Source organism: Bordetella sp. (assembly GCF_057362025.1).
In genome coordinates this window covers 1-18,284 of the sequence record NZ_JBMQQZ010000006.1, presented here as the reverse complement: position 1 = coordinate 18,284, position 18,284 = coordinate 1, and the positions used below count along the sequence as shown (strand labels likewise).

The window sequence follows — 18,284 nt, the reverse complement described above, 5'->3', positions numbered from 1 at the left end:
GCTGGCGGCGGGCGCGCCGTCCATCCCTAGGGCCTGTTAACGCTAGAAGGAGCCTCGCACTGGCCGAGTCCGGGGCGGCATACGTCGTTACGGACTCCTCACGTGGATTAACCACGCCGCGTCGTCCGCGCCTAGTCTGCCGCTCCGGACTCGGCCAGTGCGGGGCTCCTTCTAGCGTTAACAGGCCCTAGGGATGGGCGGCGCGCCCGCCGCCAGCCCCCGCGCCGAAAGAATCGCCCGGACTCAGGCGGCGACGAAACGCACCACGCCGTCTTCGCCGGTTTGGCGCTTCAGGCGTCCGTCGAAGTACAGGGCGTGCAGATGCGCCAGCGCCTCGCCCATGGCGAAGGTCAGCTGATGCAGGTCCAGCTTGCGCTTGAACAGGACGGGCACCACATCCGAGGCGCTGCAAGGCTGGGCGCAGGCCTCCATGACTTCGGCCAGGCGGTCGGCATGGTGCGCGTGCTGTTGCGCGATGCGCTCGTGCAGGCCCTTGAAGGGCCGTCCATGCGAGGGCAGCACCAGCGCATCGCCCGGCAGGTCGCCGTAGGCGTCCAGGGAGCGCAGGTACAACGGCAACGGATTCGCATCCGGCTCGTAATTGAAGACGCTGACGTTGGTGGAAATACGCGGCAGCACCATATCGCCGGAAATCAGCACGTTCAGCGCGGGACAGTACAGCGACGCGTGTTCCGGCGCATGGCCATGACCCACGATGACGCGCCAGTCGTGCTTGCCCACGCGTACCCGTTCGCCATCCATGATGCGCGTAAAGCGCGGCGGCATGGCCGGCACCAGATTCGGGTAGTAGCCCGCGCGCTCGCGGATCTGCTGCTGCGCCTGCAGGTCCGCCAGGCCATGCCGGGCGAAATGGGCCACGGCATCGTCGCCGCCGGCCCCGGCGCCGCCGCTGGAGGTCGAACTGCCCCGCGAAAACAGGCAGGCGACGGCGTAGTCGGTCATCGTCATCCAGAGGGGCGCGTCCCAGCGGCGGCAGATCCATTCCGCCAGGCCGACGTGGTCCGGATGCATATGGGTGACCAGCACACGCAGGACCGGCAATCCTTCCAGCTGCTCGTCGAAGATGCGCTCCCATAGCGTCCTGACCTCGTCCCGGCTGATGCCGGTATCGACCACCGTCCAACCCTGGCGGCCTTCGATCTCGTCGCGCAACAGCCACAGGTTGATATGGTCCAGGGCGAAGGGCAGCGGCATGCGTATCCATCGCACACCCGGCGCCACCTCGCGGGCGACGCCCGGTTCCGGCTGGCTTTCGCCCCACGGGTATTCCAGCTTGTGCTCATTCGGATTCATGCGGCATCTCCCCTTGACGGTAGCGTTCATCCCATCATAATTGACGTTTACGTAAGGTGCCAATGCCATGCCGCCCGCCTCCTGGACCATCTCCGAACTCGCCCGCGAATTCGACATCACCCCGCGTACGATCCGGTTCTACGAGGACCAGGGCATCGTCAGTCCGGCACGGGAGGGACGCAACCGCGTCTACGACGCCCGGGACCGCACTCGCCTGAAGCTGGCGCTGCGCGGCAAGCGCCTGGGCCTGCAGCTGTCGGAAATCCGCACCCTGATCGATATGTACGACGGCCCGGGCGATACCCAGGCCCAGCAGCTGCGCGAGTATCTGGCGGTACTGACGCGGCACCGGCAGACGCTGGAACGGCAGCGCCAGGATATCGACGACACCCTGGGCGAGATCGCCGGACAGGAAGCCGAATGCCGGCGGCTGCTGGACAGCCACGGCTAGGGCGGATGGGACGGCGGACGCCGGCCGGACAGGCGCCGGCAGCGTCCCAACCGGACAGCCGGATAGCGTATTGATATAACGTTTACGTAAACGTAATATAAGTGGCGCGGCATCGCATCGGCCTGCATTTCTCGGAGACCCCCATGGATATTCCCGGCTTGAGTTTCGATCTGGGCGAAGACCTGGACCTGCTGCGCGACAGCGTGCGACGCTTCGCCCAGGCTGAAATCGCGCCGCGCGCGGCGGAAATCGATCGCAGCGATCAATTCCCCATGGAGCTCTGGAAGAAGCTGGGCGACCTGGGCGTGCTGGGCATGACGGCGGACGAAGCCTACGGCGGCGCGCAGATGGGGTACCTGGCGCACATGATCGCCATGGAGGAAATCTCGCGCGCCAGCGCGTCGGTCGGCCTGTCCTACGGCGCCCACTCCAACTTGTGCGTCAACCAGATCCACCGCAATGGCACGGAAGACCAGAAGCGCCGCTACCTGCCCAAGCTGATCTCCGGAGAGCACGTCGGCGCCCTGGCCATGAGCGAACCGGGCGCCGGCTCCGATGTCGTCGGCATGACATTGCGCGCGGACAAAAAAGGCGACCGCTACGTGCTGAACGGCAGCAAGATGTGGATCACCAACGGCCCGGACGCCGACACCCTGGTGGTGTATGCCAAGACGGACCCGCAGGCCCGGCAGCGCGGCATCACCGCCTTCCTGGTCGAGAAAGGCTTTGCCGGCTTCTCGGTGGCGCAAAAGCTGGACAAACTGGGCATGCGCGGCAGCCATACCGGCGAGCTGGTGTTCCAGGACTGCGAGGTGCCCGAGGACAACGTCCTGGGCCAGGTCAACGGCGGCGTGAACGTCCTGATGAGCGGCCTGGACTACGAACGCGCGGTACTTGCCGGCGGGCCGCTGGGCATCATGCAGGCCGTCATGGACGTCGTCGTGCCCTACATCCACGACCGCAAACAGTTCGGACAGGCCATCGGCGAGTTCCAGCTGATCCAGGGCAAGGTCGCCGACATGTACGCCGGGCTGCAGGCCAGCCGCGCCTTCTGCTACGCCGTGGGCCGCAATCTGGACAATCTGGGCGCCGGCCACGTGCGGCGCGTGCGCAAGGACTGCGCCGCGCTCATCCTCTATACCGCCGAAAAAGCCACTTGGATGGCCGGCGAAGGCGTGCAGATCCTGGGGGGCAACGGCTATATCAACGAATTCCCCACCGGGCGCCTGTGGCGCGACGCCAAGCTGTACGAAATCGGTGCCGGCACCAGCGAAATCCGCCGTATGCTAATCGGGCGAGAACTCTTCAACGAGACCGCCTGACCCTGCCGCGTCCTGTCGTCCCCGGCCGGCGGCGCGGCGTTGCACGCCAACCGCCGCCCGGCCCGACAGGCCCTTGAATCCCGCGCCGCGCCCGGCAGGCCCGGCGCATCCATCACGGCGGCCCGGCCGCCCACGCCGAACCAGGAGTCCATCATGTCCGATCCCATCGTCATCGTTTCCGTCGCCCGCACGCCCATGGGCGGCATGCTGGGCAGCCTGTCCGGCCTGGCCGCGCACGAACTGGGTTCCACCGTCATCAAGGCCGCCGTCGAACGCGCCGGCCTCAAGCCCGAGCAAGTGGACGAAGTGCTGATGGGCAATGTGCTGCAGGCAGGCCAGGGCCAGGCGCCCGCGCGCCAGGCCGCTTTGGGCGCGGGCCTGCCTAAGGGCGTGGCCTGCACCACCGTGCACAAGGTCTGCGGCTCCGGCCTGAAGGCCGCGATGCTGGGCCACGACCTGCTGACCGCCGGGTCGGCGCAGGTCGTGGTGGCCGGCGGGCAGGAAAGCATGAGCAACGCGCCCTACCTGATGCTCAAGGCCCGCCAGGGCTACCGCTACGGGCATTCCACCGTGTACGACCATATGGCGCTGGACGGCCTGGAAGACGCCTACCAGCGCGGGACCGCCATGGGCGTGTTCGCGGAAGACTGCGCGGCGCGCTATGAATTCACGCGGGAACAGCAGGACGCCTTTTCCACCGAGTCGTTGCGGCGCGCGCGCGCCGCCACCGAGGACGGCAGCTTCAAGTGGGAAATTGCGCCGGTTACGGTGGCGGGCCGCAAGGGCGACACCGTCGTCGACACGGACGAAGCGCCCACCAAGGCCATGCCGGAAAAAATCCCCACCCTGAAACCCGCCTTCAAGAAGGACGGCACGGTGACGGCGGCCACGTCGGCATCGATCTCCGACGGCGCGGCGGCCATGGTGCTGATGCGCCAATCCACCGCGGAAAAACTCGGCCTGCGGCCGCTGGCGCGCATCGTCGGCCATGCCCAGCACTCCCAGGAACCGCAGTGGTTCACCACCGCGCCCACGGGCGCGCTGAAGAACCTGTTCCAGAAGACCGGGTGGCGCGCCGAGGACGTCGACCTGTACGAAGTCAACGAGGCCTTTGCCGTGGTCACGATGGGCGTCATGAAGGAATTCAACATCCCTCACAGCAAGGTCAATGTGCATGGCGGCGCCACCGCGCTGGGTCATCCCATCGGCGCCTCCGGCGCGCGGCTGGTGGCCACGCTGATCGGCGCGCTGCGCAAGAACGACCGCAAGCGCGGCGTGGCGACGCTGTGCATCGGCGGGGGCGAGGCCGTCGCCATGGCCATCGAGATGCTGTAAGGCGCGCGCAGGCCATGGCCATCATCGAATCGCGCATCAACCCGCGCGCGCAGGACTTCCAGGACAACGCGCGCGCCATGCGGGCCCTGTTGGACGATCTGCGCACGCAGATGGCCATGGCCGCACAGGGCGGCGGGGACACCGCCCGCGCGCGGCACGTCTCGCGCGGCAAGCTGCTTCCGCGCGAGCGCGTGGAACACCTGCTGGACCCCGGCACGCCCTTCCTGGAGCTCTCGCCGCTGGCGGCGCAAGGCATGTACGACGGCGACGCGCCGGCGGCCGGCCTGATCACCGGCATCGGCCGCGTATCGGGCACTGAGTGCGTCATCGTATGCAACGACGCCACCGTGAAGGGCGGCACCTACTATCCGATGACGGTCAAAAAGCATCTGCGCGCGCAGGAAATCGCCGCGCAGAACCGCCTGCCCTGCATCTATCTGGTCGATTCCGGAGGGGCCAACCTGCCGCTGCAGGAAGACGTCTTTCCCGACCGCGACCATTTCGGCCGCATTTTCTATAACCAGGCCGCGATGTCGGCGGACGGCATCGCGCAGATCGCCGTGGTGATGGGATCCTGCACCGCCGGCGGCGCCTACGTGCCGGCCATGAGCGACGAATCCATCATCGTGCGCAACCAGGGCACCATCTTCCTGGGCGGCCCGCCCTTGGTCAAGGCGGCCACCGGCGAGGAAGTCAGCGCCGAGGACCTGGGCGGCGGCGACGTGCATACGCGCCTGTCCGGCGTGGCCGACCACCTGGCGGCGGACGACCACCATGCGCTGCGCCTGGCGCGCGACGCGGTGGCGCGCCTGAACCGCATCAAGCCGCAACCGCTGGCGCTGCAGCCGGCGCGCGCGCCGCGCTACGACCCGGAGGAGCTGAACGGCATCATTCCGGCGGATACGCGCAAGCCCTACGACGTGCGCGAAGTCATCGCGCGCATCGTCGACGATTCCGCCTTCGACGAGTTCAAGGCACGCTACGGCCAGACACTGGTCACCGGCTTCGCCCACGTGCACGGCATGCCCGTGGGCATCGTCGCCAACAACGGCATCCTGTTTTCCGAATCCGCGCAGAAGGGCGCGCACTTCATCGAGCTCTGCGCGCAGCGCCGCATTCCCCTGGTGTTCCTGCAGAACATCACCGGTTTCATGGTGGGCCGCAAGTACGAGAACGAAGGGATCGCGCGCCACGGCGCCAAGATGGTCACCGCGGTGGCCACGGCGGCCGTGCCGAAGTTCACCGTGCTGATCGGCGGATCCTTCGGCGCGGGCAACTACGGGATGTGCGGACGCGCGTACTCGCCACGCCTGCTGTTCATGTGGCCCAACGCGCGGATTTCCGTCATGGGTGGCGAACAGGCCGCCAGCGTGCTGGCGACGGTACGGCGCGACGGTATCCAGGCCAAGGGCGGCGCATGGTCCGCCGAAGAGGAGGAAGCCTTCAAGGCGCCGATCCGCGCACAGTACGAACGGGAAGGCCATCCTTATCATGCCACCGCGCGGCTGTGGGACGACGGCATCATCGCGCCCGCCGACACGCGCCGCGTGTTGGCGCTGGGCCTGTCCGCCGCCTTGAACGCGCCCATACCGGAAAGCCGCTTCGGCGTTTTCCGCATGTAGCGCCATGCAGGATGCGCGCGCTCGCGGTTGTCCGCCCGTCCCCGCCCGCATGTGTTCGGTGAAGCTGTTCCCGCAAGTCATCAGGAGTCCGCGTGTTCTCAACCCTGCTTATCGCCAACCGCGGTGAAATCGCCTGCCGGGTGGCGGCAACCGCCCGCCGCCTGGGCATCCGCACCATTGCCGTCTATTCGGACGCGGACGCGCGCGCGCCGCACGTCGCCGCCTGCGATGCCGCCGTACGCCTGGGACCGGCCGAACCCGGCGCCAGCTATCTGCGCGGCGACCTGATCCTGGCCGCGGCGCAGGCTGCGGGCGCGCAGGCCATCCATCCCGGCTATGGCTTCCTGTCGGAAAACGCCGGCTTCGCGGAAATCGTCACGGCGGCGGGCATCGCCTTCGTCGGGCCGCCCGCCGGCGCCATCGCCGCCATGGGAAGCAAATCGGCCGCCAAGCAGCTCATGGAGAAAGCCGGCGTACCGCTGGTGCCCGGCTACCACGGCGACAACCAGGACGCCGCCTTCCTGCGCCGGCAGGCCGATGCCATCGGCTACCCCGTCCTGATCAAGGCCAGCGCCGGAGGCGGCGGCAAGGGCATGCGCATCGTGCAGGACGGCGCCGATTTCGCCGATGCGCTGGCCTCCTGCCGGCGCGAAGCGTCGTCCAGCTTCGGCGACGATCGCGTACTGCTCGAACGCTACCTGCAGAAGCCCCGGCATATCGAAATCCAGGTCTTCGCAGATACCCACGGACACTGCATCTATCTGTTCGAGCGCGATTGCTCCGTGCAGCGGCGCCACCAGAAAGTCATCGAGGAGGCGCCCGCGCCCGGCATGACGGAAGACCGGCGCCAGGCCATGGGCGAAGCCGCCGTCGCCGCGGCGCGGGCAGTGGGCTACGTGGGGGCGGGTACGGTGGAGTTCATCGTCGAACCCGACGGCCGCTTCTATTTCATGGAGATGAATACCCGGCTGCAGGTGGAACACCCGGTGACCGAAATGATCACCGGCGTGGATCTGGTCGAATGGCAGTTGCGCGTGGCAGCCGGCGAGCCGTTGCCCGCGCGGCAGCAGGACCTGCGGCTGCGCGGCCATGCCATCGAGGCGCGCATCTATGCCGAAAATCCCGACACCGGCTTCCTGCCTTCCATCGGCACCGTGCGGTACCTGGATCTGCCGCCGCACACCGCCTTCGCGAATGGCGCGGTGCGCGTGGATGGAGGCGTGCGGGCAGGCGATGCGATCACGCCTTACTACGACCCCATGATCGCCAAACTGATCGTGCATGGCGAGGACCGCGATGCCGCGCGTGCCCGCATGGCGCAGGCGCTGGCGCAGGTGCGCGTCGCGGGGGTGCATACCAATACCGCCTTCCTGGGCCGCCTGATGCGCGACGAGGCCTTCGCCGCCGCCGACCTGGACACCGGCTTGATCGAACGGCGGCGCGACACGCTGCTGCCGCCCGCGGGAACCGCATCGCCGTCCATGCTGGCGCTATCCACAGCGGCGCTGCTGGCGCGCGAGGGCGCGACAGGCGGTCGCGCCCTTCACGACGATGCGATGGCGGGCGCCCAGGACGCCGGCGCCACGCCTGCATCGCCGACGGCCGCGCACCGCCAGGCCCATGCATCGCCGGACCCCTGGGATACGCGTGACGGCTGGCGCGTGGATGGACGGTACGAACGGCCCATACACTGGCTGGACCAGGACGCCCGGCGCACCGCTGTACTGCGGCGCGAGCGCGACGCGTGGAGCCTGGCGCCGGACGGCGGTGCGCCGCGCCTGCTGCGATGGGAGGCCGCGCCCCGCGGCGAAGGCGGGCAGGGCTGGGCGATCCGCGTGACCCTGGGCGACGACGATATCCATGGCGTGGCGGTGTGGTGCGGCGAAAGCCTGCACGTCTTCCACGACGGCGACGCCCGTCAGCTGGTGCTGCACGATCCGCTGGCCCACGCGGGCGAGGAGCACGGCGAACATGGCGGCGACATGACGGCGCCCATGCCGGGCAAAATCATCTCCATCGGCGTGCGCGCCGGCGATGCGGTACGCAAGGGCCAGGCGCTGCTCGTCATGGAAGCCATGAAAATGGAACACACCATCACGGCGGCCGCGGACGGCGAAGTAGCGGAAGTATTCTACGCGGTGGGCGACCAGGTGGCCGAAGGAGCCGCGTTGATCGCGCTGCGGTAAGTCCCATCGGCGCAAAGCAGTGGGCGTACCCCGCAGGCAATCGCCGGCATCGTGGCGCATACCGGCGGGAAGGCGAGGAGCGCGGACGCAAAAAAGGCCCCGCGCCATGGTCTGCGCGAGGCCCTTCTTCCCGGCAGCAGGCCGGCCTAGCCGCGCATCGCGGCGATCACGCCGTCCAGCGTTTCCAGCATCAGGTCGATTTCCTGCTCGGTCACGTTCAGGGCCGGCATGAAGCGCAGCAGGTTGCCGCGCGGCGCGTTCAGCAGCATGCCTTGCGGCTCCAGCTTGCGAGCCGCGTCGACGATGGCCGGGCCGTCGTCGCGATCCATCACCAGCGCGCGCAGCAGGCCGGCGCCGCGTTCGCCATGCATGCCCCACTTGGCCGACAGCTTGAGCAGCCCATCGGACAACTGGCGGCCGCGCGCCTGCACGGACTCCAGGAAACCCGGGGCATTCAGCACATCGAACACCGCCACGCCAACCGCCGTCATCAGCGGATTGCCGTTGTAGGTGCCGCCCTGCTCGCCATGCGAGAACACGCTGATGTCCTGGCGCGCCAGCAGGGCGGCCAGCGGAACGCCGCCGCCGATGCCCTTGCCCAGCGTCATGATGTCCGGCGTGATGCCGTACTGCTGGTAGGCGTACATGGTGCCGGTGCGGCCCATGCCGGTCTGGACTTCGTCCACGATCAGCAGGATGCCGTGCTGGTCGGCCAGCTTGCGCAGCCCTTGCATGAATTCCGTGCTGGCGGGGATGACACCGCCTTCTCCCTGTACGGGTTCCAGCATGATGGCGACGGTCTGCGGGTCGATCAGCTTGCGTACCGAATCCAGGTCGTTCAGGTCGGCCTTGGGAAAGCCGTCCACCTGCGGCGCAAACATCGTGTCCCAGCCGGGCTTGCCCGACGCCGACATGGTCGCCAGCGTGCGCCCATGGAAGCTGTGGTCCATGGTGATAATCTTGTAGGCGCCGTTGCGATTCACCTTGCCCCACTTGCGGGCCAGCTTGATGGCGCCTTCGTTGGCCTCCGCGCCGCTGTTGGCGAAGAAGATGCGGTCGAACACCGACGATTGGGCCAGGCGCTGCGCCAGCTGCAACGAAGGCTCGTTGTAGTAGGCGGGCGAGGGATTGATCAGCTTGGCGGCCTGGTCGTTCAGCGCGCGCAGCATTTCAGGGGCGGTGTGCCCCAGGCAGTTCACGGCCCATCCCTGGATGAAGTCCAGGTATCGCTTGCCCGTGTTGTCCTCCAGCCAGGATCCCTCTCCTCGCACGAACACGAGGTCCGGGCGGGAGGTGATCTCCATGAGGGTGTTGACGTTGTACTGGCTGAATTCCATGGCTGTTCCTGGTCTAAGGAAGGATGAGGTTTGCACCGCCCTGGGTCTCGGGCGGGCAAGGGAGTAAATTTATCACCCGTTGGCGGCGGGATTGCCATCCGGGACCGAGGAATCCGCGCGGCGCGGTAAAAATGCATCAGCCAATGCATCAGTCGCCTTCGCAACGGCCCATGGAAGGGCCGCCGCGCGGCAGCCGGATGCCGGCGCGCTGCGGCCCCCCGGCGGGCCCACCGGCGCGACCCGCCAGGCGCTGTCGCCTTGTCCGGGACTTCGCGGGCCCAGCGGGAATCCACGCGGCGAAGTGTATACAAAGTTTGTGTAATGTCGTTAAATCAGCATCCCGGCGGCATGGCGGACCGCCGACCGGGATCTTCCACTGTGCGGAGCCCGACATGCCACCCATATCCCTGCCCCCCCGCGGCGAAAGAATCCTGCGCTGGGCCGATGCCCTGGCGCTGCATTCCGACCATCCGGAGCACCTGACCTGCGCCTATATGACGCCCGCGCACCGCGCGGTGGCCGCGATGCTTGCCACCTGGATGCGCGAGGCGGGCTTCGACGACGTGCGCCATGACGCGGTCGGCAATGTGATCGGACGGTATCGCGCGGTCCCGGGTCAGGACGCCGCCCGCCTGGTGGCCACGGGCAGCCACTACGACACCGTGCGCAATGGCGGCCGCTATGACGGAAGGCTTGGCATTTTGCTGCCCATCGCCGTCGTGGCCGAACTGCATGCGCAAGGCCGGCGGTTGCCTTTCGATTTCGAGGTCGTGGGTTTTGCCGAGGAAGAGGGGTTGCGCTTCGGCGGCACCTTCCTGGGTTCGTCGGCCTACGTCGGACGCTTCGACAGCGCCGTACTCGACCGCACCGATGCCGCCGGCATCGCCATGCGCGATGCCTTGCGCGAAGCCGGTTTCGATCCTGCCCGCGTGAACACCGATGCCGGCGACATCGCGCGGCTGGCGCATTATTTCGAGGTCCACATCGAACAGGGTCCGGTGCTGCTGGACCGCGGCCTGGCCGTCGGCGTGGTCAGCGCGATCGCGGGCGGCGTGCGGCGGTTGCTGACGCTGCAGGGCCAGGCCGGCCATGCGGGAACCACGCCCATGGGCCTGCGGCATGACGCGGCCTGCGCGGCGGCCGAGGTCGTGCTGGCGGTGGAACGGCGCTGCCAGCGCGGCGACGGCCTGGTCGGCACCGTCGGCCGTCTCGAGGTGCCGGACGGCTCGATCAATGTCATCCCCGGCCGCTGCCAGCTATCCCTGGACGTGCGCGCGCCCGACGACACGTTGCGCGACGCCGCGCTCGCCGACCTGGACGCGGAGATCGCCGCCATCTGCGACCGTCGCGGCATCGGCATGACGATGGAAGAAATCATGCGCGTGCCGGCGACGCCCTGCGCACCCGCGCAACGCTCGCTATGGTCGGCGGCGATCGCCGCGCACGGGGAGCCGGTCCACGAACTGCCGTCGGGCGCCGGCCACGACGCGATGATGGTCGCGAAGGCGGCGCCGGTCAGCATGCTGTTCGCCCGCTGCGGCAACGGCGGCGTCAGCCACAATCCCCTGGAAACGGTGACCGGCGAAGACGTACAGTTGGCGGCCCAGGTAACGGAGACGTTCCTGCTTAGCCTGGCGCGCACCCTGGAATAGGGAAGCGCTGCGGTGCCGCGGCGGTGCCATGCCGGGGCGCGATGCCGCGGGGCCTCAGGCCAGCAGCTCGGCCAGCGCCAGGGTCACGACCTGCGTGGCCTTGCGCAGGTCTTCCAGCCGCAGGTTTTCGTCGGCGTTGTGGCCGCCCGCTTCGACGAGGGTGCGGGGACCGGCGCCGTACAGCACGGTGGGAATGCCACGCTGCGTGTAGTGGCGCGCGTCCGTATAGAGCGGCACGCCTTGCACCGGAATGTCGGCCTGCATGATGCGCGCGGCGTGGCGCTGCAGGGGCTCGATCAGCCGTTCCGCACCCGGCAGCCGGGTCAGCGGCTGCGCCAGCATAATGCGCCTGACAGTCGCCGCGCAGCCGGGCCGGCGCGCGATGGCGGCGTCGACAATGCCGCGCAGCTCGGCCTCGGCGTCGTGTCCGGCCTCTTCGGGGATCATGCGGCGGTCGACGCGGAAGGTGACGCGATCCGGCACCACGTTGGTATTGATGCCGCCGTGGATCAGCCCGACGTTCAAGGTCGGCGCGCCGATACCGGGCGTACCCGAGCGGCGGCCGGCGAGTTCGGCACGGAAGGCGTACAGCGCCTGCAATACCTGGGTGGCGGCTTCCAGTGCATCGAGCCCCGTTTCCGGCATGGCGGCATGGGCCTGCCGCCCCTGCACGGAAACCTCCACATGCAGGCAGCCATTGTGCGCCGACGTGACGGCATAGCCGAAACCGGCGGATACGGCATAGTCCGGGCTGCTCAGCCCCTGGTCCAGCAGCCAGCGCGGGCCGATCTCGCCGCCCGCTTCCTCGTCGAAGGTGAAGTGCAGCTCGACCGCGCCGCGCATCGCGGCGCCCTGGCGCTGCGCCTCGCGCAGCGCCAGCAGGGCCCAGGTATAGGTGGCGAAATCGGATTTCGATACCGCGACGCCGCGGCCGTACATCACCGGGCCGTGCTGGGCGTCGTGCTCGATATCGCCGCCGTAGGGGTCGCGGCGCCAGCCTTCGCCGGGGGGCACCACGTCGCCATGGGCGTTCAGGGCAATCACCGGTCCGCCCGGGCCGAAGCGGTGCCGCACGATCAGGTTGACCGCCGAGCGCATACCGTTGGCTTGCACGAGCTCGGCGGGGACCACGTGGGCCTCCACCTGCAGGCCGAGATCCTGCAGCAGGGACTGGGCGCGCCGCGCGATCGCTTCGCAATCGCCGGGAGGATTGTCGGAGGGGACGCGGACGAGCTCGCGCAGGAATTCCACCTGGCGATCGTGCTGGCCATCCAGGAAGGAAAGCAGGGGCGGGACGTGGGACATCATGCGGCCACTCTAATGCATGTAAATTTTGTATGCAATCCCTGTCGCCCAGAATTGGGTAGACTTGATGCCTGCGCCGCGTCCGGGCTCCCCGGCCGCGCCCCCCAGTCTCCGGTTCATTCCCACCGCACCGCAATGCCCGCACCGAACGCAGCCGACACCAGCACCGAGCACATCGCCCGCGATATCGCGGCGGCCATCGTCGCGCACAGACTGCCTCCCGGGACGCGGCTGCGCGAAGAAGCGCTGGCGCGCGCCTACGGCGTCAGCCGAACGAAGATCCGCGCCGCACTGCTGATGCTGACCAAGGACAAGCTGATCCGCACGGTGCCGGACAAGGGTGCTTTCGTCAGCAAGCCCAGCGCGGCCGAGGCGCGCGAAATCTTCTCCGTACGGCGTATCCTGGAAACCGCCATGGCGCGCGAATTCGTCGCGCGGGCCAAGGCGGCGGATTACAAACGGATCGAGCAGCACCTGAAGCAGGAGCGCAAGGCCTTGGCGGGCAGCGACGTCCAGTTGCGCAATCGCCTGCTGGGGGACTTCCACATCCTGCTCGCGGAAGTGGCCGGCAATTCCGTGCTGACCGAAATGCTGCGCGAATTGTCCGCTCGTAGCGCCATCATCACGGTGCTGTATCAGTCGAACGTGGACGCCGCCTGCTCCTCCGACGAACACCATGCTTTCCTCGACGCCGCCCGCGAGGGCGACGTCGAACTGGCCTGCCGCCTGATGATCGAGCACCTGGACCACGTCGAGAGCGGACTCGACTTCGAGGCCGACACCGGGGGCGATGGCGACCTGGTAGCCGCGCTGCTGACCTGATCGCCACACTGCCGGTCTGATCGCGCGGCCTCCGTACGGGGTCGTCTTCGCCCCGCTTGCATGCACCCTGGCGCGGGCTGTAAGGGGCACCGGCGACCGTTCATACCGCACCGATTCCGTGCAGGCCCGGCACCATTCGGGCGCCGGGCGTCCTGCCGGTGACGGCCGCCGTGGCGCGGCGCCTGCCCTGGCGATGGAAAGTTCTTTTCTGTCACACTTTTATTTCATAGTATTTCTGTGCCGCGGCTTGCCGCCGCGCGGGCACGGACCGCAAGCCATGCCGCGCGGCCAAAGCCCCGCACCCCCACCGCTTTCCCATTCAAAACCCCGCAAGGCCCGCCCGTGCCTCGCAACGCCCGCTCCGCGTAAGCGCATCCTGACCGGACACTCCATGGAAGAAGCGCAGACCATCGCCGACCTGTCCTCGCTGATAGGCAAGATCACCAGCGGAAAGATCCGCGATATCAAGGAAATCACGCTGGAGACGCGCCTGCTCGGCCTGAATGCCGCCATCGAGGCGTCGCACGTCGGCGAGGCCGGGCGCGGCTTCGCCATCGTGGCGGGCCGCGTGCGCGAGGTCTCGGAACGCGTCGAAGCGCTCGCCAATTCGCTGCAAACCGAATTACAGGAGCTCGCGCAGAGCGTCACGCATCAATTGCGCCGCAGCCGCGGTCAACGCCTGGCGGACCTGGCGCTGAACGCCATCGAAACCATCGACCGCAATCTCTACGAGCGGACTTGCGACGTCCGCTGGTGGGCCACGGACAGCGCGGTCACGACCGCGCTGTCCGAGCCCGGTATCGATACGGCGCAACACGCCGGCGAGCGGCTGGGCATCATCCTGGACACGTACACCGTCTATCTGGATATCTGGATCGTCGATGCCACGGGCCGCGTGCTATGCAACGGCCGCCCCCAGGCCTATCCGGAAGCCGCGCAGCGCGATGTATCGTCCACAGCCTGGTTCCGCCAGGCCATGGCCTTCGCCGGTCCGGAGGAATACGCCAGCTGCGACATCGAATGCGTGCCCGCGCTGGGCAACGCGCAAGCGGCCATTTACGCCGCCGGCGTATATCCGCCGGGCGAGCGACGGCCGATAGGCGTGATGGCCGTGTTCTTCGACTGGCGCAAACAGGCGGCGGGCGTGCTGGCCAATGTACGGCTGGCGCCGGAGCCGGGCAGGTCGGTGCGCTGCATGATCGTCGATGCACGCCAACGCATCATCGCCTGCACCGACGGCAAAGGACTGTTGAGCGATCGTTTCGAGCTGCACGCGCGCGACGGCGAAACGAGCGGCTACTACGCCGATGGGGACGCCCTGTGCGGCTACGCGCTGACCCCTGGCTATGAAACGTATCCGGGCATGGGGTGGCACGGCGTGGTCGTCGACAAGCCGGCCTAGCTGTGAAGATTCAAAAGGTTGTATCCATGGTTCATCCGAACCGGCTTTGAGAAACTGGAAGTCACCACAACACCCAGTATTCTCAGGAGCGCGGCCGGATGAACATTCACAAGCATGTCCGATTGACCTTCATACGTCGACTCGAAATGGTCCAGCAGTTGTTCAGTAAACGGCTGGCGGTGACCGGACACATTCCGACGACGGACCGGCATGACGGCCGCGACGCGCCCGTTCCACTGCCTGCCGATGTGCGCGGGGCGGTCGAGTACGGCGCACCGCCGCCCGTCGCCGAACGCCGCTGATGTAATTTTCCAACACTCCTGGCCCTGCGCGCCTTCGCGCCAGTTTGGTGCGTTCGTGCACCCGCAAGGTGCAAGGTGCCGCATCCTGCACGAACCGATTACGGCTTCTTCTCTCGCATACCGGCGCGCGACAAGGTGGCATGCAATTTGCATCATCAATTTTGTATACCGATTTGGTGTGCAAACACACTGGCCCCCCATCACGGAATCCGGAGAACACAAATGAACCGTAGACACCTTTTGATGGCGCTGTGCGCCGCCGCGACCTTACTGGGCTCGGGCACGGCCAGCGCCGATGCGCTGCAGAACATCCAGAAGGCCGGGGTCATCCGCGTCGCCGTCCCGCAGGACTTTCCGCCCTTCGGCTCGGTCGGCCCGGATCTGAAGCCGGTCGGCTACGACATCGACACGGCCAGGCTGGTGGCCGCCCGCCTGGGCGTCACGGTGGAACTGGTTCCCGTGACCAGCGCCAACCGCATCGCCTATCTGCAGACCGGCAAGGTCGACCTTGTCATATCCAGCATGGGCAAGAATGCCGAACGGGAAAAGGTCATCGATTTCTCCGACGCCTACGCCCCCTTCTTCAATGGCGTGTTCGGTCCCTCCAGCATCAAGGCAAGCGCGCCCGCCGACCTGAACGGCAAAACCATCGGCGTCACGCGCGGCGCAGTGGAAGATATCGAACTGAGCAAAATTGCCCCCGCCGGCGCCACGATCAAGCGCTACGAGGACAACAACGGCACGATCTCCGCCTTCCTGTCCGGACAGGTGCAATTGATCGCCACCGGCAACGTCGTCGCCGCCGCCATCCTGGCGAAGAATCCGCCCAAGAAACCGGAGACCAAGTTCCTGATCAAGAACTCGCCCTGCTACATCGGCCTGAACAAGGATGAACCGGCACTGAAGGCCAAGCTGAACGCCATCCTGGCTGACGCGAAGAAGGACGGGTCGCTCAACGTCATCTCGCACAAATGGCTGGGCGCCGACGTGCCGGCGGGGCTGTAGCGCGCATGGCCTACCGCTTCGACTTCCTGGCGGTCGCCGACTACACGCCCGTCCTGCTGAAAGGGCTGGGCGTGACGGTGGAGCTGATCGCCTTCGGCGCGGTGACGGGTGTCGCCATCGGCATCGCCTGCGCCTGGGCCAGTACGCAGGGGCCCCGCTGGACGCGTCCGCCGGTCACCGCCTACGTCGAGCTGGTACGCAACACACCTTTCCTGATCCAGCTGTTCTTTATCTTCTTCGGCCTGCCGACCATCGGACTGCAATTGGGCGAGATGCAGGCGGCCTGCCTCGCGATGGCCATCAATCTGGGTGCCTACAGCACGGAGATTATCCGTGCCGGCATCGATGCCACGCCCCGCGGCCAGTACGAAGCGGGCATGAGCCTGGCGATGAGCCGCATGCAGGTGTTCCGCCACGTCGTCCTGCGCCCGGCACTGGCGCGCATCTGGCCGGCGCTGTCCTCGCAGATCGTTATCGTGATGCTGGGATCGGCCGTCTGTTCGCAGATCGCCGCGGAGGACCTGTCCTTCGCGGCGAATTTCATCCAGTCGCGCAACTTCCGGCCTTTCGAGGTTTACATCGTCACCACCGTCATCTACCTGCTGCTGGCCATCATCCTGCGGCAAATCCTGCGGCTGGCGGGGCGGCGGATTTTCGGCGGGAGCGCGCGATGATCGAGTTTTCCTTTTGGGACATCGTCCGCAACCTGCTGCTGGCGGCCCGATGGACGGTGCTGCTGGCGGCGGTCGCCTTTGCGGGCGGCGCGATCCTGGGCCTGCTCGTACTGATGATGCGCACGGCACGGGCAAACTGGCCGCGCCGCCTTGCCTGGGCCTATATCGAACTGTTCCAGGGGACGCCGCTCCTGATGCAGCTGTTCCTGGCATTCTTCGGCCTGGCGCTGGCCGGCATGGACGTGCCGGCCTGGCTGGCCGCGGGCACGGCACTGATCCTCTGGTCCGCCGCGTTCCTTGCCGAGATCTGGCGCGGCTGCGTGGATGCCATTCCGCGCGGGCAGTGGGAAGCATCATCGAGCCTGGCGATGAGCTACACGCAACAGATGCGCCATGTAATCCTGCCCCAGGCTTTGCGCATCGCGGTGGCGCCGACGGTGGGGTTTTCGGTGCAGATCGTCAAGAGTACGGCGCTGACCTCCATCATCGGCTTCACCGAGTTGTCCAAGGCCAGCACCATCATTACCAACGCTACGTTCAATCCGTTCACGGTCTATGCCGTGGCGGCGCTGATTTATTTCATACTGTGCTGGCCGCTGTCGCGCGCGAGCCGGAAACTGGAAAGGAAGCTGCATGCCGCTCATCGCGCTTGAAGAGGTCCGTAAAAGCTTCGGATCCAACGAAGTGCTGAAGGGAATCACGCTGCGCGTGGAGCCAGGCGAGGTGGTCGCCATCATCGGCAAGAGCGGGTCGGGCAAGAGTACGCTGCTACGCTGCATCAACGGGCTGGAGACGATAGACCAGGGCTCGATCATGGTGGGTGACGCACAGCTGGTGAACGACGATCTTCATCTGCGCGCATTGCGGCTGAAAGTGGGCATGATTTTCCAGCAGTTCAATCTGTTCCCTCACCTTACCGCCGGCCGCAACGTGATGCTGTCGCCGATGGTGACGCGCAAAATGCCGGAGCAGGAAGCCCGCGCGTTGGCGCGGCTGATGCTCGAACGGGTGGGCCTGGGCCACAAGTTCGACGCCTGGCCCAACCAGTTGTCCGGCGGCCAGCAGCAACGCGTGGCGATCGCACGCGCGCTGGCCATGCAGCCGATCGCTTTGCTGTGCGACGAGATTACTTCTGCATTGGATCCCGAACTGGTCAACGAGGTGCTCGCGGTCGTGCGCGGGCTGGCCGGTGAGGGCATGACACTGATCATGGTCACGCACGAGATGCGGTTCGCGCGTGAGGTGTGCGACCGGGTGGTTTTCATGCACGAAGGGCGTGTACACGAGGTCGGGGATCCCGAGACGGTGTTCGGCAATCCCAGTACGCCGGAGTTGCGGCATTTCCTCGGGATGGCGAATTGAGCGATCGGTTGAGGTGATGCCAATCGCCGGTTTGACTACGCAGCTCGCTGGCGTTTGCTCATGCCGTCCGCTGATGGTCGCTGTCTGCGGGTATTTTGCTGATGCCGTCCGCTGACGGTCGCTGTCTGCGGGTATTTTGCTGATGCCGTCCGCTGACGGTCGCTGTCTGCGGGTATTTTGCTGATGCCGTCCG

Annotated in this window: 16 protein-coding genes; 13 read left to right on the top strand and 3 right to left on the bottom strand. The window is 67.2% G+C overall.

Annotation, left to right across the window (positions count from 1 at the left end; all coding sequences use genetic code 11):
* Positions 1-243: 243 nt before the first annotated feature.
* Positions 244-1,314 carry an MBL fold metallo-hydrolase gene (locus tag ACO1P8_RS02700; protein ID WP_094839473.1) on the bottom strand — a complete coding sequence of 357 codons (1,071 nt, stop codon included), beginning with the start codon at positions 1,312-1,314 and terminating at the stop codon, positions 244-246.
* Between the two features lie 67 nt (positions 1,315-1,381).
* Between ACO1P8_RS02700 and ACO1P8_RS02695 the strand changes: the two genes are divergently transcribed.
* The 5 genes from ACO1P8_RS02695 (at position 1,382) to ACO1P8_RS02675 (ending at position 8,230) form a co-directional block, all read left to right on the top strand.
* Positions 1,382-1,765: a MerR family transcriptional regulator gene (locus ACO1P8_RS02695; protein ID WP_486294393.1), complete on the top strand. Its 384-nt coding sequence runs from the start codon at positions 1,382-1,384 to the stop codon at positions 1,763-1,765.
* A gap of 143 nt (positions 1,766-1,908) precedes the next feature.
* Positions 1,909-3,087 (top strand): isovaleryl-CoA dehydrogenase, encoded by a 1,179-nt coding sequence (locus tag ACO1P8_RS02690; RefSeq protein WP_486294392.1) that lies wholly within the window; start codon positions 1,909-1,911, stop codon positions 3,085-3,087.
* Between the two features lie 153 nt (positions 3,088-3,240).
* Positions 3,241-4,422, top strand: coding sequence for an acetyl-CoA C-acyltransferase (locus ACO1P8_RS02685; RefSeq protein ID WP_486294391.1), 1,182 nt, complete (start codon positions 3,241-3,243; stop codon positions 4,420-4,422).
* Positions 4,423-4,436: 14 nt separating this feature from the next.
* Positions 4,437-6,044 carry a carboxyl transferase domain-containing protein gene (locus ACO1P8_RS02680; RefSeq protein ID WP_486294390.1) on the top strand — a complete coding sequence of 536 codons (1,608 nt, stop codon included), beginning with the start codon at positions 4,437-4,439 and terminating at the stop codon, positions 6,042-6,044.
* Positions 6,045-6,136: 92 nt separating this feature from the next.
* Positions 6,137-8,230, top strand: a complete 2,094-nt coding sequence (locus ACO1P8_RS02675; protein WP_486294389.1) for an acetyl/propionyl/methylcrotonyl-CoA carboxylase subunit alpha — start codon at positions 6,137-6,139, stop codon at positions 8,228-8,230.
* 146 nt (positions 8,231-8,376) lie between these two features.
* On the opposite strand, the gene ACO1P8_RS02670 is transcribed toward ACO1P8_RS02675, so the two are convergent.
* Complete coding sequence (locus tag ACO1P8_RS02670; RefSeq protein WP_486294388.1) at positions 8,377-9,567, bottom strand: acetylornithine transaminase; 1,191 nt, start codon at positions 9,565-9,567, stop codon at positions 8,377-8,379.
* A gap of 392 nt (positions 9,568-9,959) precedes the next feature.
* On the opposite strand from ACO1P8_RS02670, the gene ACO1P8_RS02665 reads away from it, so the two are divergent.
* Complete coding sequence (locus ACO1P8_RS02665) at positions 9,960-11,219, top strand: allantoate amidohydrolase (RefSeq protein ID WP_486294387.1); 1,260 nt, start codon at positions 9,960-9,962, stop codon at positions 11,217-11,219.
* A 54-nt stretch (positions 11,220-11,273) separates the two neighbouring features.
* On the opposite strand, the gene ACO1P8_RS02660 is transcribed toward ACO1P8_RS02665, so the two are convergent.
* A complete protein-coding gene (locus ACO1P8_RS02660) occupies positions 11,274-12,527 on the bottom strand; it encodes a M20/M25/M40 family metallo-hydrolase (RefSeq protein WP_486294386.1) in 1,254 nt (417 codons plus the stop codon).
* 132 nt (positions 12,528-12,659) lie between these two features.
* Between ACO1P8_RS02660 and ACO1P8_RS02655 the strand changes: the two genes are divergently transcribed.
* The 7 genes from ACO1P8_RS02655 to ACO1P8_RS02625 all read left to right on the top strand — a co-directional run bounded on the left by ACO1P8_RS02655 (position 12,660) and on the right by ACO1P8_RS02625 (position 18,091).
* The gene (locus ACO1P8_RS02655; RefSeq protein WP_486294385.1) at positions 12,660-13,346 is read left to right on the top strand and encodes a GntR family transcriptional regulator; all 687 of its coding nucleotides are present in this window, start codon (positions 12,660-12,662) and stop codon (positions 13,344-13,346) included.
* 391 nt (positions 13,347-13,737) lie between these two features.
* Positions 13,738-14,748, top strand: a complete 1,011-nt coding sequence (locus ACO1P8_RS02650) for a methyl-accepting chemotaxis protein (protein WP_486294384.1) — start codon at positions 13,738-13,740, stop codon at positions 14,746-14,748.
* 98 nt (positions 14,749-14,846) lie between these two features.
* Positions 14,847-15,050: a hypothetical protein gene (locus tag ACO1P8_RS02645; protein ID WP_486294383.1), complete on the top strand. Its 204-nt coding sequence runs from the start codon at positions 14,847-14,849 to the stop codon at positions 15,048-15,050.
* Positions 15,051-15,272: 222 nt separating this feature from the next.
* Positions 15,273-16,055: a transporter substrate-binding domain-containing protein gene (locus tag ACO1P8_RS02640; RefSeq protein WP_486294382.1), complete on the top strand. Its 783-nt coding sequence runs from the start codon at positions 15,273-15,275 to the stop codon at positions 16,053-16,055.
* Positions 16,056-16,060: 5 nt separating this feature from the next.
* Entirely contained in the window at positions 16,061-16,729 is a 669-nt protein-coding gene (locus tag ACO1P8_RS02635) for an amino acid ABC transporter permease (protein ID WP_486294381.1), read from the top strand.
* A complete protein-coding gene (locus tag ACO1P8_RS02630) occupies positions 16,726-17,382 on the top strand; it encodes an amino acid ABC transporter permease (protein ID WP_486294380.1) in 657 nt (218 codons plus the stop codon). Before ACO1P8_RS02635 ends, ACO1P8_RS02630 begins: the two co-directional genes overlap by 4 nt.
* The gene (locus ACO1P8_RS02625) at positions 17,363-18,091 is read left to right on the top strand and encodes an amino acid ABC transporter ATP-binding protein (protein WP_486294379.1); all 729 of its coding nucleotides are present in this window, start codon (positions 17,363-17,365) and stop codon (positions 18,089-18,091) included. Before ACO1P8_RS02630 ends, ACO1P8_RS02625 begins: the two co-directional genes overlap by 20 nt.
* Positions 18,092-18,284: the final 193 nt, after the last annotated feature.

Bases quoted from the DNA above. Each gene is read 5' to 3' on its own strand.
- ACO1P8_RS02700 (WP_094839473.1), bottom strand. From the start codon at position 1,314: ATGAATCCGAATGAGCACAAGCTGGAATACCCGTGGGGCGAAAGCCAG.
- ACO1P8_RS02695 (WP_486294393.1), top strand. From the start codon at position 1,382: ATGCCGCCCGCCTCCTGGACCATCTCCGAACTCGCCCGCGAATTCGAC.
- ACO1P8_RS02690 (WP_486294392.1), top strand. From the start codon at position 1,909: ATGGATATTCCCGGCTTGAGTTTCGATCTGGGCGAAGACCTGGACCTG.
- ACO1P8_RS02685 (WP_486294391.1), top strand. From the start codon at position 3,241: ATGTCCGATCCCATCGTCATCGTTTCCGTCGCCCGCACGCCCATGGGC.
- ACO1P8_RS02680 (WP_486294390.1), top strand. From the start codon at position 4,437: ATGGCCATCATCGAATCGCGCATCAACCCGCGCGCGCAGGACTTCCAG.
- ACO1P8_RS02670 (WP_486294388.1), bottom strand. From the start codon at position 9,567: ATGGAATTCAGCCAGTACAACGTCAACACCCTCATGGAGATCACCTCC.
- ACO1P8_RS02665 (WP_486294387.1), top strand. From the start codon at position 9,960: ATGCCACCCATATCCCTGCCCCCCCGCGGCGAAAGAATCCTGCGCTGG.
- ACO1P8_RS02660 (WP_486294386.1), bottom strand. From the start codon at position 12,527: ATGATGTCCCACGTCCCGCCCCTGCTTTCCTTCCTGGATGGCCAGCAC.
- ACO1P8_RS02655 (WP_486294385.1), top strand. From the start codon at position 12,660: ATGCCCGCACCGAACGCAGCCGACACCAGCACCGAGCACATCGCCCGC.
- ACO1P8_RS02650 (WP_486294384.1), top strand. From the start codon at position 13,738: ATGGAAGAAGCGCAGACCATCGCCGACCTGTCCTCGCTGATAGGCAAG.
- ACO1P8_RS02645 (WP_486294383.1), top strand. From the start codon at position 14,847: ATGAACATTCACAAGCATGTCCGATTGACCTTCATACGTCGACTCGAA.
- ACO1P8_RS02640 (WP_486294382.1), top strand. From the start codon at position 15,273: ATGAACCGTAGACACCTTTTGATGGCGCTGTGCGCCGCCGCGACCTTA.
- ACO1P8_RS02635 (WP_486294381.1), top strand. From the start codon at position 16,061: ATGGCCTACCGCTTCGACTTCCTGGCGGTCGCCGACTACACGCCCGTC.
- ACO1P8_RS02630 (WP_486294380.1), top strand. From the start codon at position 16,726: ATGATCGAGTTTTCCTTTTGGGACATCGTCCGCAACCTGCTGCTGGCG.
- ACO1P8_RS02625 (WP_486294379.1), top strand. From the start codon at position 17,363: ATGCCGCTCATCGCGCTTGAAGAGGTCCGTAAAAGCTTCGGATCCAAC.